This is a genomic window from Streptomyces sp. f51 (assembly GCF_037940415.1).
GTDB lineage: Bacteria > Actinomycetota > Actinomycetes > Streptomycetales > Streptomycetaceae > Streptomyces.
In genome coordinates this window covers 6,707,590-6,723,217 of sequence record NZ_CP149798.1, presented here as the reverse complement: position 1 = coordinate 6,723,217, position 15,628 = coordinate 6,707,590, and the positions used below count along the sequence as shown (strand labels likewise).

The following is a 15,628-nucleotide window of genomic DNA, read 5'->3' as shown; positions in this document are numbered from 1 at the left end:
CTCACGCTCCCCGGAGCTCGGGCGCGAACACCTGGTCGAAGGCCTGGTGGGTGGTCCGGTGCGGGGTGCGGTCCAGGATGCCGAAGACCACGTGGTCGAAGTACCCCTCCAGGCGGCCCCCGGCCAGCACGCCGCGGAAGGCCCGCGCCACGTCTTCCGGCTCGTTCTGGAACACCCCGCAGCCCCAGGCCCCGAGGACCAGACGGCGGTAGCCGTGGTGGGCGGCCGTCTCCAGGACGCGTTCGGCGCGGATCGCCAGCGCGCCCGGCAGATCCGCCGCCCGCCGCGGGTCGGTGCGCAGGACGACCCCGGCGTTCGGGGCGGCCGCGGTCAGGAAACCGGCCGCGAACGGCTCGTCGAGGAGCCGGCCGCGGTCGTCCCGGAACACCGGTACGCCGGGCGAGTGAAGGACACGGTCCGTGTAGAACGCGTCACGGTGGGCGCGGTGATGGTCGTAGAAACCGCGGGCCCGCAGCAGACACGTGTACAGCGCGGAGGCCCGGCACAAGGCCTCTTCCTGGGCCTGCGCGCCGTTCAGATAGCCGCCGCCGGGATTGCGCGCCGAGGAGAAGTTCAGCACGGCCACCGGATCCCCGCCCCGCGAGGTCAGCCGACGGGCCGCCTCCAGGCTGCTCTCGCCCGTCACCTCGTACGAAGTGACGACCCGCGTCACCGACGGTATCCCCACCGGCTCCGGTCCGTGCAGCCGTGTCCCGGCCCGCGCGGCCTCGACGGCCGCGGCGATGGAAACGCTGCCTCCGGAGGGGGCGCGGTAGCCGCCGGCCGCCACGATCTCCTCGGTCTCCCGGGCGATCGCACGCAGGCGCGCGCTCATGGCGCCACCCCCGTACGCGCCACGGGCGCGGCCTGCGTGCGCTCCCCCGTCGTGCCCATGAACGCATCGTGAGCGATGCTGGTCCTCGGGCGCAACAGAGTTTCCCGGCGCCGCAAACAGCGCTTCCCGGTCCCCGAAGCGACGATTTGCACCCTTGTGCGAACCGGCGAGAGGGTCTTGGGTGGAACGGTCATTGTCGGTCCGGCCCACCAGACCCCGGGCCGGCGGCATGGTGGAATCTCAGGAGGATCCCGACATGTCCGATTCGGTGAGTGACTGTACGGAGCGACGACGCTCCGCTGTCACCGAGGCCGAGGTGGAAGCACTGGTCCGTGGCATCTGCTTCAAGACCGGTCCGCCCCGCCTCCTCGGTGTCGAGGTGGAATGGCTGGTCCACGAGCTGCGCGGACCGCGGCTGCCCGTATCACCCGAACGACTCGAAGCGGCCTACGCCGCACTGCGGACCCTGCCCCTGCGTTCGGCGCTCACCGTCGAACCCGGAGGACAGCTGGAGCTCAGCTCCGACCCCGCCGCCTCCCTGATGGAGTGCGTGCGGTCCGTCTCGGCCGACCTGGACGCCGTACGCGCGACCCTGCGCGAGGCGGGCCTCGGCCTCAGCGGTTTCGGCCAGGACCCCTGGAACCCCCCGAGCCGCTATCTCCATGAGCCCAGGTACGACGCCATGGAGCGGTATCTGGACCGCGCGGGGCCGGAGGGCCGCGCCATGATGTGCACGTCGGCGTCGGTCCAGGTGTGCCTGGACGCCGGGTACGAGGAGCCGGGCCCGCTCGGGCACGGGCGCCGCTGGTGGCTGGCCCATCAGCTCGGCGCGGTCCTCGTGGCCGCGTTCGCCCACTCGCCGATGGCCCGCGGACGGCGCACCGGCTGGCGCTCCACCCGTCAGTCGCTGTGGGCGTCGATGGACCCGGGGCGCACCGACGCGCCGCCGCTGGGCGGTGATCCGCGTGCGGCCTGGGCCCGGCGCGTGCTGGACGCGCCGGTGATGTGCGTACGAGGGACCGACGCGCCCTGGGAGGTCCCGGAGGGCCTGAGTTTCCGGGACTGGACGAGGTCCGACGCGCCACCGGACCGGACGGACCTCGACTACCACATGACCACGCTGTTCCCGCCGGTACGGCCGCGCGGGCATCTGGAGCTGCGCATGATCGACGCCCAGCCGGGCGAGGACGGCTGGATCGTGCCGCTCGCGGTGACGGCGGCGCTGTTCGACGACCCGGAGGCGGCCGAGATCGCCTACCGGACGGTCAAGCCGCTCGCCGAGCGGGCCGGCCGTGATCCGGCGCCGCGCAATCCGCTGTGGCAGGACGCGGCGCGGTTCGGCCTAGCCGATCCGGAGCTGCGCGAGGCCGCGGCCATCTGTTTCGCGGCCGCGTACGAGGCACTGCCCCGGCTCGGTGCCACCGCGGAGGTACTCGACGCGGTGGCCGAGTTCACCGACCGCTATGTGGCCCGGGGCCGCTGCCCCGCCGACGACCTGGTCGGCGCGGCCATGGCCCACCACGACGGCGGCCCGGCCCGCCACGACGGCCCCTCCGGGCGCGGCCCGGCCGGCGGCCCGCAGCGTCCGTCCGACGGGAAGGACATCAGCACATGACCGGCACGACCGCTTCCGATCCGCGCACGGATCCGGAGTCGCTCCGGCAGCGCGCCCTGGACGCGCTCATCACCGCCCGCGACCGCACCGCCCTGCTCACCTCGTGCGTGGAGGACCCCGAACTGACGGCACAGCACTCGCCGTTGATGTCTCCGCTGGTGTGGGACCTCGCGCACATCGGCAACCAGGAGGAGCTGTGGCTGCTGCGGGCGGTCGCGGGGCGCGAGGCGATGCGGCCCGAGATCGACGGGCTGTACGACGCCTTCGAGCACGCGCGCGCGGAGCGGCCGTCGTTGCCGCTGCTGCCGCCCGCCGAGGCCCGTACATACGCGGCCGAGGTACGCGGCCGGGCGCTGGACGTCCTGGAGAGCGCCGCGTTCGAGGGCACCCGGCTGACCGAGTCGGGATTCGCGTTCGGCATGATCGCGCAGCACGAACAGCAGCACGACGAGACCATGCTGATCACCCATCAGCTCCGGCACGGGCCCGCGGCCCTCACCGCGCCGGACCCCGCGCCCGCGGAGCCGTTCACGGGTCCCGCCGAAGTCCTGGTGCCCGGGGGCCCGTTCGTGATGGGCACCTCCACCGAACCGTGGGCGCTCGACAACGAGCGTCCCGCGCACCGGCGCACGGTCCCGTCGTTCTTCATCGACACCACCCCGGTCACCAACGCCGCCTACCAGGCCTTCATCGAGGACGGCGGCTACGGCGAGGAACGCTGGTGGACCCCCGCGGGCTTCGACCACATCCGTACGCACGGCATCGAGGCACCGCTGTTCTGGCGGCGCGAGGGCGGCCAGTGGCTGCGGCGCCGCTTCGGGGTGACGGAGGTCGTGCCGCCCGAGGAGCCGGTGCTGCACGTGTGCTGGTACGAGGCGGACGCGTACGCGCGCTGGGCGGGGCGGCGGCTGCCCACCGAGGCCGAGTGGGAGAAGGCCGCCCGCCACGACCCGGTGTCCGGCCGTTCCACGCGCTACCCGTGGGGGGACGAGGACCCCTCCCCGGCCCACGCCAACCTGGGCCAGCGCCATCTGCGTCCGGCCCCGGCGGGCAGCTATCCGGCGGGCGCGTCACCGCTCGGCGTACGGCAGTTGATCGGTGACGTGTGGGAGTGGACGTCGAGCGATCTGGAGCCCTACCCCGGGTTCGTCGCGTTCCCCTACCGCGAGTACTCGGAGGTGTTCTTCGGCCCGGAGTACAAGGTGCTGCGCGGCGGTTCGTTCGCGGTGGACCAGGTGGCCTGCCGGGGCACGTTCCGCAACTGGGACTACCCGATCCGGCGGCAGATCTTCTCCGGGTTCCGCACGGCCCGCGACGGAGCCGCCTGATGTGCCGTCATCTGGCGTATCTGGGAGACGAGGAGAGGCTCGGAGCGCTCCTCGTGGCACCGGAGCACAGCCTGTTCCGGCAGTCGTGGGCACCCCGGCGCCAGCGGCACGGGACGGTCAACGCCGACGGTTTCGGGGTGGGCTGGTACGCCGAGGGCGACCCGGTCCCGGCCCGCTACCGGCGCACGGGCCCGATCTGGGGCGACCAGTCGTTCGCGGACCTGGCCCGGGTGGTCGGGACGCGGGCGCTGCTCGCCGCGGTGCGGGACGCGACCGTGGCGGGCGCGGACGGGGAGGCGGCGGCCGCGCCGTTCGCCGCGGGTCCCTGGCTGTTCAGCCACAACGGTGCGGTCCGAGGCTGGCCCGGAACGCTCGCCCCGCTCGTGTCGGGCCTGCCCCCGGCCGAGTTGCTGTCCCTGGAGGCGCGGTGCGACTCCGCGTTCGTGTGGGCGCTGGTCCTGCGCCGGCTGCGGTCGGGCGACGAACCGGGCCAGGCGCTGGCCGACACCGTCGTGGAGGTCGCCGAGGCGGCACCGGGGTCGCGGCTCAACCTGCTGCTCACCGACGGCGAGGCGATCACCGCGACCGCCTGGGGCGACACCCTCTGGTATCTGATCGAGCCCGGCCGCCGCACCCTCGTGGCCTCCGAGCCGCACGACGACGACCCGCTCTGGCGTGAGGTCCCCGACCGCACCCTCCTCACCGCCGGACGTACCGACGTCCTGCTCACCCCGCTCAAGGACATGAGCGACGACATGGCATCCGCACAGCGCAAGGAGCCCCGTACGTGAGTCCGTTCGAGTTGAACCCCACCCTTCACGAGGACACCGCACAGGCACCCCCGTACGCCCTCTCCGGTGCACGAAGGGCACCCTCGGCCGCCGGTTCCGCCGCTTCGACGGGCGGACCGCGATCCCGGCACTCCGCCGATGTGACGTCGACGCCGACCGAAGAGAGGCACTCATGACCGGCACCTACGGCTACACCGACACGCTCGAGGCCGAGCACTACGCCAAGGCTCTGAACGCCGACATCCACGACGGGCTGACCAGCACCCCGAAGTCCACGGCGCCCACGTGGTTCTACGACGCCCGGGGCAGCGACCTGTTCGAGGAGATCACCCAGCTGCCCGAGTACCCCCTGTGGCGGGCCGAACTGGGGCTGCTGCAACGGCACGCCGACGAGATCGCGGCCCGGACGTCGGCGCGCAGCCTGGTCGAACTCGGATCCGGGAGTTCGACCAAGACCAAGCTGATCATCGAGGCGCTGGGTCCCGCCGGCCTGCGGTACGTCCCGGTCGACGTCAGCGCGGACGCGCTGCACCAGGCGAGCGCCCAACTCGTCGCGGACTACCCGGGGATCAGCCTGCACGCCCTGCGCGCCGACTTCACCGCCCCCCTCGTCCTGCCGGAACTGCCCGAGCGCGGCTCCCGTCTGATCGCCTTCCTCGGCAGCACGCTGGGCAACTTCCGCCGGTCCACCCGGGGCCCGTTCCTGCGCGGGCTGCGGGACATCATGCGCCCCGAGGACTTCCTGCTGATCGGCGCGGACCTGGTCAAGGACGTGGACGAGATGGTCACCGCCTACGACGACGCCCAGGGGGTCACGGCCGAGTTCGACAAGAACCTGCTGCACGTCCTGAACCACGAACTGGACGCCGACTTCGACCCGGACAGCTTCGACCATGTCGCGGTGTGGAACGGCGAGGAGAGCCACATCGAGATGAGGCTGCGCAGCCGGGCCGAACAGCGCGTCAAGATCCGGGGCCTGGGTCTGTCCGTGCCGTTCGAGCAGGGTGAGGAGTGGATCACCGAGCGCAGCGCGAAGTTCACGGTCGAAGGACTGCGGTCGGAGATGGCGGACGCGGGCCTGCGCACGGACGAACTCTGGGCCGACCCCGAGGCGGGGTTCACCCTGACCCTCGCCACCGCGGGCTAGCGCGGCCCGGGTTCGGGCGCACGCCCACGGCGGGCGACCGGGAGGGTTCCCGCGGGAGCCCTCCCGGTCGGCCGTCCGCCGGTGATCGATAGGCTCGCGCCGACGCCCGCGCGCCCTCGGGCGCGTCCGTGGCGTCGGCACGCGCCCGAACGGGAACCGGAACGCCGAGGGATGAGCGAGAAGACAGTGTTCGACTACGAGAAGGACGGCGCGGCCATCTACCGCGAGTCCTTTGCCACCATCCGCGCGGAAGCCGATCTCGCGGGCCTGCCCGCCGACGTCAGCCAGGTGGCGGTGCGGATGATCCACGCCTGCGGCATGGTGGACCTCGTCGGCGACCTCGCGTACACCCCGCACGTCGTGGCCCGCGCCCGCGAGGCCCTGCGCTCGGGCGCTCCGATCCTGTGCGACGTCTCCATGGTCGCGAGCGGGATCACCCGCAAGCGGCTGCCCGCGGACAACGCCGTGATCTGCACGCTCTCCGACCCGTCGGTGCCGGATCTGGCGGCCCGGCTGGGCACCACGCGCAGCGCCGCGGCCCTGGAACTGTGGCGCGAGCACCTGGACGGCGCCGTGGTGGCCGTGGGCAACGCCCCGACCGCGCTCTTCCGCCTTCTGGAACTGATCGAGGAGGGCGCCCCGCGCCCGGCCGCGGTCATCGGTGTCCCCGTGGGCTTCGTGGGCGCCGCCGAGTCGAAGGAGGCCCTGGCCCAACACCCCTCCGGCCTGGACCACTTGGTGGTACGCGGCCGTCGCGGTGGCAGTGCGATCGCGGCGGCCGCGGTCAACGCCATCGCGAGCGAGGAGGAGTGACGGCACCCGAAGCCCCCGCGGTGACGGTCGGTGACGTCGAGGAGCTCGCGGCGGACGGGCTGCGGTGGCTGGCCGGGACGGCGCGGGAGACCGCAGGGGGCGGTCTCGGCTGGGCCTCCAGGCCCTCGGACAGCGGCCTCGATCCGAGCCTCTACAGCGGTACGGCCGGGATCGTGCCCGTACTCCTGGAGGCATGGCGGCACTTCGGCGACGACTCCTACGCCGACAGCGCGCTGCGCGCCGGCCTCGGCCTCGCGGACCGCGCCGACGGCGTCGAGGACGACTCCCTCTACTTCGGCCGCACCGGCATCGCGCTCGTCCTGCGGACCCTTGAGCGGGAACTCGGTGACACGACCGCCGGGGCCGCCGCCGACCGCGCGCTGGAACGCCTGCGGTCACGCTTCGACGGCACCCGCTGGGGCGAACTGTACGAACTGATGGGCGGCAACGCGGGGATCGGCCTCGGCGCGCTCCTGGCCGGCGACACCGAACTCGCCGTCCTCGCCGTGGAGCCGTATCTGCGGACGGCGGAACCGACCCCGGCGGGCGTCCACTGGGCCCATCGCACGGGTGTCGAGGCCCGTCTGCACCACATCTCGCACGGCACGCTCGGCATCGTCGTGGGGCTCGCCCGGGTCGGCGGGGCCACCGGCCGCGCGGACCTGGTCGGCCTCGCGCTGGCCGGCGCCGCGGACGTCGTGGCGCGCGACGAGGCGGGGCCCGAGGGCTTTCTGGTGCGGCACTCGACCCCGCAGTACCGCCCCGATGTCGTCGAGCCCGTCAGCTACGGCTGGTGCCACGGCCCGGCAGGTGACGCCCAGGTGTTCCGGCTGCTGCGGGACGTCACGGGCGACCCCCTCTGGCCCGCCCTCGCGGACCGGTGCTGGCACACGGTCACCCGTTCCGGCCTGCCGCGGCGGCTGCGCCCCGGCTTCTGGGACAACAGCGGCCGCTGCTGCGGCACCGCGGGCGTCCTCGCTCTGGCCTGCGACCGCATCGCCGAGGGGCGGGACGTGGACGGCTTCGCCCGGGTCCTCGTCGCGGACCTCGCCGCCCGCGCGATCCGGGACGGCGAGGGCGCTCGCTGGTCCAACTCCGAGCACAGGGCCACCCCGAGCGACCTCGAACCGTGCGCGGGCTGGGCGATGGGCAACGCGGGCATCGTCCGTGAACTCCTGCGCTTCGTACGGCTGAGCCGGGGCGGTGATCCCCGGTACGCGTTCGCCTGGCCGGACCAGCCCCCGGTACCCGCTCGGGCCACGGCCCACGGCCCCGGCACCGGGGCGTGAGGGATCAGGGGGGTGTGCCGGGCGGCAGGAGCGGCCCGAACCGCTCGCTGAGCCAGTCGACCGCCGCCCCGGGGTCCGTCACGACGGGGACGCCCTCGGGCACCCGCGGTCTGCGGATCACGACGACCGGCAGTCCGGCCTCACGGGCCGCCGTCAGTTTCGGCGCGGTGGCGTGGCCTCCGCTGTCCTTCGTCACGACGACCTCGATGGCGTGACGCAGGAGCAGTTCCCGCTCCCCGTCGAGCGTGAACGGGCCGCGGTCGAGCAGTACCTCCATACGGGCCGGGGCCGGTGCCTCCGGCGCGTCCACGGAGCGTACGAGGAACCACAGGTCGTCCAGGGCCGCGAAGGCCGCGAGTCCCAGCCGGCCCGTGGTGAGGAACACGCGGCCGCCCAGCGCGGGCAGGAGACCGGCGGCCTCTTCCAGGGACCCGGTCTCGTGCCAGAGGTCGCCCGGGACCGGGGCCCAGCCGGGGCGCCTGAGGGCGAGGAGGGGAACACCGGTGGCGGCCGCCGCCGAGGCCGCGTTGGAGCTGATGGTCCCGGCGAAGGGGTGGGTGGCGTCGACGACCGCGTCGACGGCGTGCTCGCGCAGCCACCGCGCCAGCCCCTCGGTGCCGCCGAAGCCGCCCACGCGCACCTCGCCGGGCGGCAGCCGGGGCGCGCCCACCCGCCCGGCGAGCGAGTTCGTCACCCTGAGGTCCGGGCGGGCCGGCTCCGCCAGGCTCTCGGCGAGACGGCGGGCCTCGGTCGTACCACCCAGGATCAGTACGTGCACGACGTCCGGTTCCCTTCCGGGGAGCGAGTAGGGGGCGCGGGGGTGGCGAGGCCGGGGCGTTCGCGCCGCCGCCCACTCAAGCACACCGCCGCGCGGCCGGGACCGGAGGCGGGCGCCGGCCCGCGGGGTCCCGCTTCACCCGCGGCACCCCGCCGTCTCGCGGAGCGCCAGCCGGTGGGGCACCGTGGAATCACGCCTGGCACTCGCGCCACGGCGGAGAGGAGCAGCCGCATGTCCGAGCACACCTACCGGGTCACCGAGATCGTCGGGACCTCCCACGAAGGCGTCGACCAGGCCATTCGCAATGGGGTCACCCGGGCCTCGCAGACCCTGCGCAACCTCGACTGGTTCGAGGTCACGCAGGTCAGGGGCCAGATCGAGAACGGGCGGGTCGAGCACTACCAGGTCGGTCTGAAGCTCGGTTTCCGGCTGGAGGACGCCGACTGACCGACCCGCGCCGCCGGGTCCGCCGGCCGCCGAGAACTCCCCTCAGGTCCGCCCCTCCCGCTCCTGCGCGTCCTTCAGTGCCGCCGACGCGGCCGCCCACCGCGCTCGTACGACCGTGAAGCCGGCCCGCTCGGCCTCCTCGCAGACGCATGCGTCGTCGTCGACGAGCACGCGGATCTCCCGGTCGCGGGCCAGCCGGCGAAGGACCTCCAGCTTGGTGCGGCGGGCGGGCCTGCGGTCGTCGTCGCGCCGCATCCAGATGCGCCCCTCGGGCAGGCCGTGCGCGGCCAGCCATTCCACGGTCGCCCGCCTGCACCGCTCGGGGCGGCCGGTCAGATAGACCACCTCGCACTCCCGCGCGCTGCTCAGCGCCAGCTCGACGCCCTCGGTGAGCGGCGGATCATGGGGCGCGGCCGCGAAGAACGCGTCCCAGTCCCGGGGCGCGCGCTCCAGGAACCGCTGCCGGTGCGCGGTGTCCGCGAGCGTGCCGTCCAGATCGAAGACGGCGAGTGGTCTGCTGTTCCGTTCCTTCACACGGGCCAGCCTAGACAGCGGCGCCGACAACGGGCGGGCCGCAACACCCCGTCCCGGGACGGCGAAGAGGCGTGAACACGCTCAACTTCCGCCTCTCCAGGCCCTGTTCACATCATCGGCAAGCCCCTACCGTGGCACTCCGCACAGCATGTCGCACGACATTCGGTATACCGAACAGGGGAGGTCGGTCCCGACGTCCCCGCGTCCCCAGGAGACACCCCCATGTCCCCTCTGCGCAGGCTTCTCACCATCGCCGCGGCAGGAGCCGCCCTGCTGGGCGGACTGACCGCGACCCCCGCCACGGCCGCCGACTCCGGCACCTTCAGCGTGCTCACCTACAACGTCGCCGGGCTGCCCGACGGCATCTCCAGCGCCCCGACCCCGCGCCAGTCCGCGACCACGGCCATCGGCGGGCTCCTCGCCCCCTACGACATCGTGCACGTCGAGGAGGACTTCAACTACCACGCGGCCCTGTACGCGGCCGACACCGCGCACGCCTACCGCACCCCCACCAGCGGCGGCGCGGGCATCGGCAGCGGGCTCAACACCCTCTCGAAGGTCCCTTACGACACCGACGACTTCGAGCGGGTCGGCTGGAACTCCTGCCAGATCGACTCCGGCGACTGCCTCACCCCCAAGGGCTTCACCTTCATGCGCGAACGTCTCGCCGAGGGCGTCTACGTCGACTTCTACAACCTGCACACCAACGCGGGCACGAACGACGGCGACCTCGCCTCACGCGCCGACAACCTCAGCCAGCTCACCGCGTTCATCGCCACCCGTTCCGCGGGCAACGCGGTCGTCGTCATGGGCGACACCAACACCCGTTACACCCGCACCGGCGACACCATCGCGGAGTTCGCCCGCGCCAACGGGCTCTCCGACGCCTGGGTCCAGCTCGTCCGCGGCGGCAGCGCCCCGGCCAAGGGCAGCGACGCCCTCGTCTGCGACCAGAGCGGCACGACCGTGCCCGACACCTGCGAGGTCGTCGACAAGATCCTCTACCGCGGCAGCAGGTCGGTCACGCTGAATGCGACGAGCTACCACAACGAGCACACGCGCTTCCTGACCTCCGACGGCCTGATGCTCTCCGACCACGACCCGATCACCGCGTCGTTCACCTGGTCGCGCGATCCCGCCTTCCGGCTCAGCGACCAGTTCGGCGGCCCGCACGGCGACTACTTCGACGACATCGACCGGGTACCGGCCGGCGCCCGCGCGTCCGCCGTGTCCCTGAGCAGCGGAGCGCGGGTGGACCGGATGGGGCTGACCCTCAGCGACGGCACCTCGCTCGCGCACGGCGGCACCGGTGGCACCACGGCCTCACTCACGCTCGCGAGCGGCGAGTACGTGACCTCCGCGCAGCTCTGCGAGGGCGCGAAGGACGGCCATACCCGCATCTTCTACGCGAAGTTCACGACCAGCCTCGGCCGCAACCTGGCCGGAGGGACGACGACCTCGGACTGCGTGACCCGCGCCGCGCCGAGCGGCTGGCAGATCGCCGGCTTCCACGGCCGCGCGGGGGACGAGGTCGACAAGATCGGCTTCGTCTACACCGAGCGCTGACCGGACGGCGTTCCGCCCGGCCACCGCTCACGAGGCGTCCGACAGCCAGGGCCTGACCTTTCTGCGGGCCTCGTGCAGACGGGACTTGAGCGTGCCGAGCGGAATGCCGACCCGCTCGGCCACCTCCGCGTAATCCAGCTGGCAGATGTCGCGGTAGACCAACGGCTCCACCAGATGAGGGTGTTCCCGCTCCAGCCGCTCAAGGGCCTCCAGGAGGTCGATCCTGGAACCGGCGATGACACTCGTCGTCCGGGGATCGACCTGCTGCGCGGCCTCGATGACCTCCGGCCGTTCGGCGGAACGGCGCTTCAGCTCGCGGTACTTCTGCCGGGCGCAGTTGGCGACCACCGTGTACAGCCAGGTACTGAAGCGACTGCGCCCCTCGAACGCCGTTATCTTGCGGGCGACTTGGAGCAGCACGTCCTGCGCCGCCTCCTCCGCGTCCTCGCGGCAGGGCAGAAAACGCCCGCACCGCCGCACGACCTCGGGCCGGATCTGCCGGAGCAGGACGTCGAGCGCCGCCCCGTCACCGGCCGCCGCCCGCAGCGCGAGCTCCTCGGTCCTTCCCGCGTCCCCCACCCGGTGCTCCCCTCGATGCCGATCAGAGGCCAGGCATGATAGTCGTATGCACTCCCTGGAGCGGATCGGCCGCTACCGCCTCGAACGGCGCCTGGGCGCCGGTGGGTTCGGCGTGGTCTGGCTCGCCCACGACGACGTCCTCGACGCCCCCGTCGCGGTCAAGGTCCTCACCGAGAACTGGGTCGACCGCCTGGACATCCGGGAACGCTTCCTCTCCGAGGCCCGGCTGCTGCGCAAGGCCGACTCGAACCGGGTCGTCCAGGTCTACGACATCGGCGAACTCCCGGACGGAAGGCCCTACTTCGTCATGGAGTACGCCGACGGGGGCACCCTCGCCGACCGGATCGAGGCCGGTCCGCTGCCCGTCGCCGAGGCACTGCGGCTGACGGCGCTGGCGGCGCGGGGCGCCGAGGCACTGCACACGGCCGGGATCGTGCATCGCGACATCAAGCCGTCCAACGTGCTGCTGCGCACGACACCCGGCGGAGCGGACCGGGTGCTGCTGGCCGACCTCGGGCTCGCCAAGAGCCTGGCGCAGGCCTCCGGACTGACCATCGCGGCGGGCTCGGCCGGCTACACCCCGCCCGAACAGGGCCGCCCCGGCTCGGGGATCGACGCCCGCGCCGACGTGTACAGCCTGGGCGCCCTCGGCCACCACCTCGTCACGGGTTCCGTCCCGGGCCCGCCCGGCAAGGTCGAACGCCCCGACCGACTCCGTACGGACATCGGTCCCGAGGTCGGGCGGGCACTGCTGCGGGCCATGGAACCCGACCGGGAGCGGCGCTGGCCGAGCGCGGCCGTCTTCGCCGCGGAGCTGGAACGGCTGGCCGAGGGGATCACGGGCACGGCCGGCCCCGCTCCGCGGCCCCCGAGTCGGCGCAGGGCGTTCCTCGCGCTGACCGGCGTCGCCGTGGCCTGCGCCGCCGGCGTCACCGCCGTACTACTGACGCACGAGCCCGCCGCGAGGACACTCCAGGTCGAGGACGGCACGGGCCGGATCTCGGTACAGGTACCGGCCTCCTGGGGCGGGCAGTTGCGTGACTCGGGATGGAATCCGCGCTCGCTGGGCCTCGGCGGCGGCACGGAACCGGGGCTCGTCGTCGCGAACCGCCTGGCGGACTGGCCCGACCTCCGCGCCGGCGTCGACGGAGCCTTCGTCGGACTCGGCGAACACGGTGACGTGACCGGCGAGGTCCGCGCCATCACGCACCCGGGATGCCACTACGCGGGAAGCCGCTCCTACTCCGGCGCGCGCTGGCACGGGCTGATACGGACCTGGGACGCCTGTCCGGGCAAGGACGGCCGTGTCACCGAGGCCGCGCTGACCGCCGCGGGAGGCGGCGGGGAACCGCAGGTGTACGTACAGGTCCGCCAGGAGAGCGGCGGGGACGACACGGCCGACGGCGTGATCGGCTCCGTACGCCTCAAGGCCTGATCCTGGACGGGCGGTCCCCGGGAAACCCGTCAGACATCCCGAGAACTTTTCGGTCCCCGGGCGCATCCAAGAGTAGTGACGGGGGGCGACGCACCCCGCGCATGTGCGATGAGCTCGTACGCAGAATGGCAAGGAGTGGTGACATGTCGACCTTCCCGCGGACGGTGGCGGACACGGACCGGCACGGCACGGTGTCCACGCGCCGTCCTTCACCCGCCGCCCGGCGGGCCGCGCTGCTCGCGGGTGCCGCCCTGCTCAGCCTGCTGACCGGCTGCAACAACGGCTCCCCTCAGAGCGCTCCGAAGACCGTTCCCGGCACGGCGGGTCCGGCGTCCGGCGACACGGGCACGAAGGGGGGTTCCACCGGCGGCGCGAGCACGGCCGCGAGCACGCCGACGAAGAAGGCGGGGACGGGCACGGGGACAGGGACGGGGAAGGCGAGCGGATCCGCGTCGGCCCCGGCCGCCTCCGGGGGCACCCACGGTACCGCCCGCTGCCACACCTCGGAACTGCGCGCCTCCGTCGGCCGCAACGACCCCGGCGCTGGGCAGGAGAACTTCCCGCTCGTGCTGACCAACAGGTCGGGGCACACCTGCACCGTGCGCGGCTACCCCGGCGCGGCCTTCGTCGACGCCTCCGGCAAGCAGCTCGGACCCGACCCCCAGCGGACCCCGGGCACCCCGACGACGATCGTGCTCGCGCCCGGGCACAGCGCCTGGTCGGGCCTGACCTTCTCCAACCCGTCGATCAGCGGGGCGAACACGGCGACTCCCGCCTCCCTGATCGTCACTCCGCCCGACGAGCTGGACTCCCTCAAGGTGGCCTGGACCCAGGGCGAGGTGCCCGTGTCCGGCAACGCGTCCTCGGTCCGCCTGACCGTCCTCAGCCCCGGGACCGCCCCCTGACCGCACGCCCGTGACGGCACCCGGGCGGGCGCGAGGACGGCGACGGAGCGCCTGACCCGCCCGGTCGGCGCCCTGCCCGAGGACGTCCCCCTGCCCACCACCCGCCCCTCGGGTGGTGGGTTTGTCACAGAACGGCAACGCGTCCCGCTTCCCGCGACCCTTTCCGGAATTCCGCGCATCCCACCGTTTGACGCACCCCATGAACGGAGCGTCGTACCGACGATGGCGCCGGTCCCTCGACCCGGGCCGGCGCCGAGAAACACGGGGGATGAATCATGAGCGGTGTCTCACGCAGGCGGCTGCTGGCCGCGACGGCGTCGGCGGGCGCGCTGGGAGCCCTGTCGGCCTGCTCGTCGCGGGACTGGTCCGTGGGCGGCGGCGCCGCCGCGGCACGGCCCCCGAAGGCCAAACCGATCGGCGACGGCTCCACGGCCGACACCGGGGCCCAGCCGAAGCAGCCGAAGGCGGAGCGGCTGAAGCCGGGTGAACGGCCGCCGCAGTTCGTCGTCTTCTCCTGGGACGGCGCGGGCGAACTGAGCAACAAGCTCTTCTCCCGCTTCCGCAAGATCGCCGCCGACCACGGGGCGTCGATGACGTTCTTCCTCAGCGGCATCTACACCCTGCCGGAGTCGAAGAAGAACCTCTACCACCCGCCGCAGCACCCGGTCGGCGCCTCCGCCATCGGCTACCTCTCCGACCGGCACATCCACTCGACGCTCCAGCAGATACGGGCGGCCTGGCTGGAGGGCCACGAGATCGGCACCCATTTCAACGGTCACTTCTGCGGCCCGGACGGGGTGCGCCGCTGGTCCCCCTCCGAGTGGCGCAGCGAGATAGAGCAGGCGAAGACATTCGTCAAGGAGTGGCGGACCAACACCGGCTTCACCGACCTGGAACCGCTGCCGTTCGACTACGACAAGGAGCTGACCGGCGGCCGGACGCCCTGTCTCGAAGGGCAGTCGAACCTGCTCCCGACGGCGGCCGCCCTCGGCTGGAAGTACGACGCCAGCTCACCCGGCGGACTTCAGATGTGGCCCTCCAAGGTGCAGGGCGGCAAACTCTGGGACTTCCCGCTCCAGTCCATCCCCTTTCCCGGCCACTCCTTCCAAGTCCTGTCGATGGACTACAACCTGATGGCCAATCAGTCGCACGCCAACCCGCTCGGCGACCGCACGCAGTACGACGCCTGGCGCGCTCAGGCCCGCGACAGCTATCTCGCGGGCTTCCGGCGCGCCTACGAGAGCAACCGGGCCCCGTTCTTCATCGGCAACCACTTCGAGCGCTGGAACGGCGGCATCTACATGGACGCCGTCGAGGAGGCGCTCTCCCGGATGGCGGGCCACGACGAGGTCCGGATGGTCTCGTTCCGCCAGCTGGTGCACTGGCTGGAGGCCCAGGACCCGGCGGTCCTGCGGAAGTTGCGCACCCTCACTCCGGGACAGTCACCGCTCGGCGGCTGGGCCGAGTTCCTGGGCGCGGCAGGCTCCACGGGTTCCGCCCCGTCCTCGTCCGGCACCGCCACCTCCTGACGGCCCGGGGCAGGAGCCGAGGGGCCGCCGGAGTCCG

The 15,628-nt window shown here is 73.0% G+C and carries 15 protein-coding genes; 11 read left to right on the top strand and 4 right to left on the bottom strand.

Annotated features, from left to right (window positions below; genetic code table 11):
• Position 1 precedes the first annotated feature (1 nt).
• On the bottom strand, positions 2–835 hold the full coding sequence (locus WJM95_RS29075) for a TIGR02452 family protein (protein WP_339133047.1): 834 nt from the start codon (positions 833–835) through the stop codon (positions 2–4).
• Positions 836–1,091: 256 nt separating this feature from the next.
• On the opposite strand from WJM95_RS29075, the gene egtA reads away from it, so the two are divergent.
• The 6 genes from egtA to WJM95_RS29045 all read left to right on the top strand — a co-directional run bounded on the left by egtA (position 1,092) and on the right by WJM95_RS29045 (position 7,818).
• Entirely contained in the window at positions 1,092–2,450 is a 1,359-nt protein-coding gene (egtA, locus tag WJM95_RS29070; RefSeq protein ID WP_339133045.1) for an ergothioneine biosynthesis glutamate--cysteine ligase EgtA, read from the top strand.
• Positions 2,447–3,778, top strand: coding sequence for an ergothioneine biosynthesis protein EgtB (gene egtB / locus WJM95_RS29065; RefSeq protein WP_339133043.1), 1,332 nt, complete (start codon positions 2,447–2,449; stop codon positions 3,776–3,778). The genes egtA and egtB overlap by 4 nt, the downstream gene beginning before the upstream one ends.
• Positions 3,778–4,569: an ergothioneine biosynthesis protein EgtC gene (gene egtC, locus WJM95_RS29060; RefSeq protein ID WP_339133041.1), complete on the top strand. Its 792-nt coding sequence runs from the start codon at positions 3,778–3,780 to the stop codon at positions 4,567–4,569. Before egtB ends, egtC begins: the two co-directional genes overlap by 1 nt.
• Before the next feature lie 172 nt (positions 4,570–4,741).
• Complete coding sequence (gene egtD / locus WJM95_RS29055) at positions 4,742–5,716, top strand: L-histidine N(alpha)-methyltransferase (protein WP_339133039.1); 975 nt, start codon at positions 4,742–4,744, stop codon at positions 5,714–5,716.
• Between the two features lie 186 nt (positions 5,717–5,902).
• Entirely contained in the window at positions 5,903–6,529 is a 627-nt protein-coding gene (locus tag WJM95_RS29050; RefSeq protein WP_339135916.1) for a precorrin-8X methylmutase, read from the top strand.
• Entirely contained in the window at positions 6,526–7,818 is a 1,293-nt protein-coding gene (locus WJM95_RS29045) for a lanthionine synthetase LanC family protein (RefSeq protein ID WP_339133037.1), read from the top strand. Before WJM95_RS29050 ends, WJM95_RS29045 begins: the two co-directional genes overlap by 4 nt.
• 4 nt (positions 7,819–7,822) lie before the next feature.
• Here WJM95_RS29045 and WJM95_RS29040 read toward each other — a convergent pair whose 3' ends face one another.
• Positions 7,823–8,596, bottom strand: a complete 774-nt coding sequence (locus WJM95_RS29040; RefSeq protein ID WP_339133035.1) for a cobalt-precorrin-6A reductase — start codon at positions 8,594–8,596, stop codon at positions 7,823–7,825.
• A gap of 231 nt (positions 8,597–8,827) precedes the next feature.
• Here WJM95_RS29040 and WJM95_RS29035 point away from each other — a divergent pair, with 231 nt between their 5' ends.
• On the top strand, positions 8,828–9,043 hold the full coding sequence (locus WJM95_RS29035; RefSeq protein ID WP_339133033.1) for a dodecin: 216 nt from the start codon (positions 8,828–8,830) through the stop codon (positions 9,041–9,043).
• Positions 9,044–9,085: 42 nt separating this feature from the next.
• Here the strand turns inward: WJM95_RS29035 and WJM95_RS29030 are convergent, their stop codons facing one another.
• Positions 9,086–9,577 carry a hypothetical protein gene (locus WJM95_RS29030; RefSeq protein WP_339133031.1) on the bottom strand — a complete coding sequence of 164 codons (492 nt, stop codon included), beginning with the start codon at positions 9,575–9,577 and terminating at the stop codon, positions 9,086–9,088.
• A 231-nt stretch (positions 9,578–9,808) separates the two neighbouring features.
• On the opposite strand from WJM95_RS29030, the gene WJM95_RS29025 reads away from it, so the two are divergent.
• Positions 9,809–11,143, top strand: a complete 1,335-nt coding sequence (locus WJM95_RS29025; protein ID WP_339135914.1) for a jacalin-like lectin — start codon at positions 9,809–9,811, stop codon at positions 11,141–11,143.
• 27 nt (positions 11,144–11,170) lie between these two features.
• Here WJM95_RS29025 and WJM95_RS29020 read toward each other — a convergent pair whose 3' ends face one another.
• Positions 11,171–11,722: an RNA polymerase sigma factor gene (locus tag WJM95_RS29020; protein WP_339133029.1), complete on the bottom strand. Its 552-nt coding sequence runs from the start codon at positions 11,720–11,722 to the stop codon at positions 11,171–11,173.
• A 46-nt stretch (positions 11,723–11,768) separates the two neighbouring features.
• Between WJM95_RS29020 and WJM95_RS29015 the strand changes: the two genes are divergently transcribed.
• From WJM95_RS29015 to WJM95_RS29005, 3 genes are all read left to right on the top strand, one after another.
• Positions 11,769–13,157, top strand: a complete 1,389-nt coding sequence (locus tag WJM95_RS29015) for a serine/threonine-protein kinase (protein ID WP_339133027.1) — start codon at positions 11,769–11,771, stop codon at positions 13,155–13,157.
• 143 nt (positions 13,158–13,300) lie between these two features.
• Entirely contained in the window at positions 13,301–14,062 is a 762-nt protein-coding gene (locus WJM95_RS29010) for a DUF4232 domain-containing protein (RefSeq protein ID WP_339133025.1), read from the top strand.
• Positions 14,063–14,337: 275 nt separating this feature from the next.
• Positions 14,338–15,591: a hypothetical protein gene (locus WJM95_RS29005; RefSeq protein ID WP_339133023.1), complete on the top strand. Its 1,254-nt coding sequence runs from the start codon at positions 14,338–14,340 to the stop codon at positions 15,589–15,591.
• Positions 15,592–15,628: the final 37 nt, after the last annotated feature.

Bases quoted from the DNA above. Each gene is read 5' to 3' on its own strand.
- egtB (WP_339133043.1), top strand. From the start codon at position 2,447: ATGACCGGCACGACCGCTTCCGATCCGCGCACGGATCCGGAGTCGCTC.
- egtA (WP_339133045.1), top strand. From the start codon at position 1,092: ATGTCCGATTCGGTGAGTGACTGTACGGAGCGACGACGCTCCGCTGTC.
- WJM95_RS29005 (WP_339133023.1), top strand. From the start codon at position 14,338: ATGAGCGGTGTCTCACGCAGGCGGCTGCTGGCCGCGACGGCGTCGGCG.
- WJM95_RS29010 (WP_339133025.1), top strand. From the start codon at position 13,301: ATGTCGACCTTCCCGCGGACGGTGGCGGACACGGACCGGCACGGCACG.
- egtD (WP_339133039.1), top strand. From the start codon at position 4,742: ATGACCGGCACCTACGGCTACACCGACACGCTCGAGGCCGAGCACTAC.
- egtC (WP_339133041.1), top strand. From the start codon at position 3,778: ATGTGCCGTCATCTGGCGTATCTGGGAGACGAGGAGAGGCTCGGAGCG.
- WJM95_RS29035 (WP_339133033.1), top strand. From the start codon at position 8,828: ATGTCCGAGCACACCTACCGGGTCACCGAGATCGTCGGGACCTCCCAC.
- WJM95_RS29015 (WP_339133027.1), top strand. From the start codon at position 11,769: ATGCACTCCCTGGAGCGGATCGGCCGCTACCGCCTCGAACGGCGCCTG.
- WJM95_RS29075 (WP_339133047.1), bottom strand. From the start codon at position 835: ATGAGCGCGCGCCTGCGTGCGATCGCCCGGGAGACCGAGGAGATCGTG.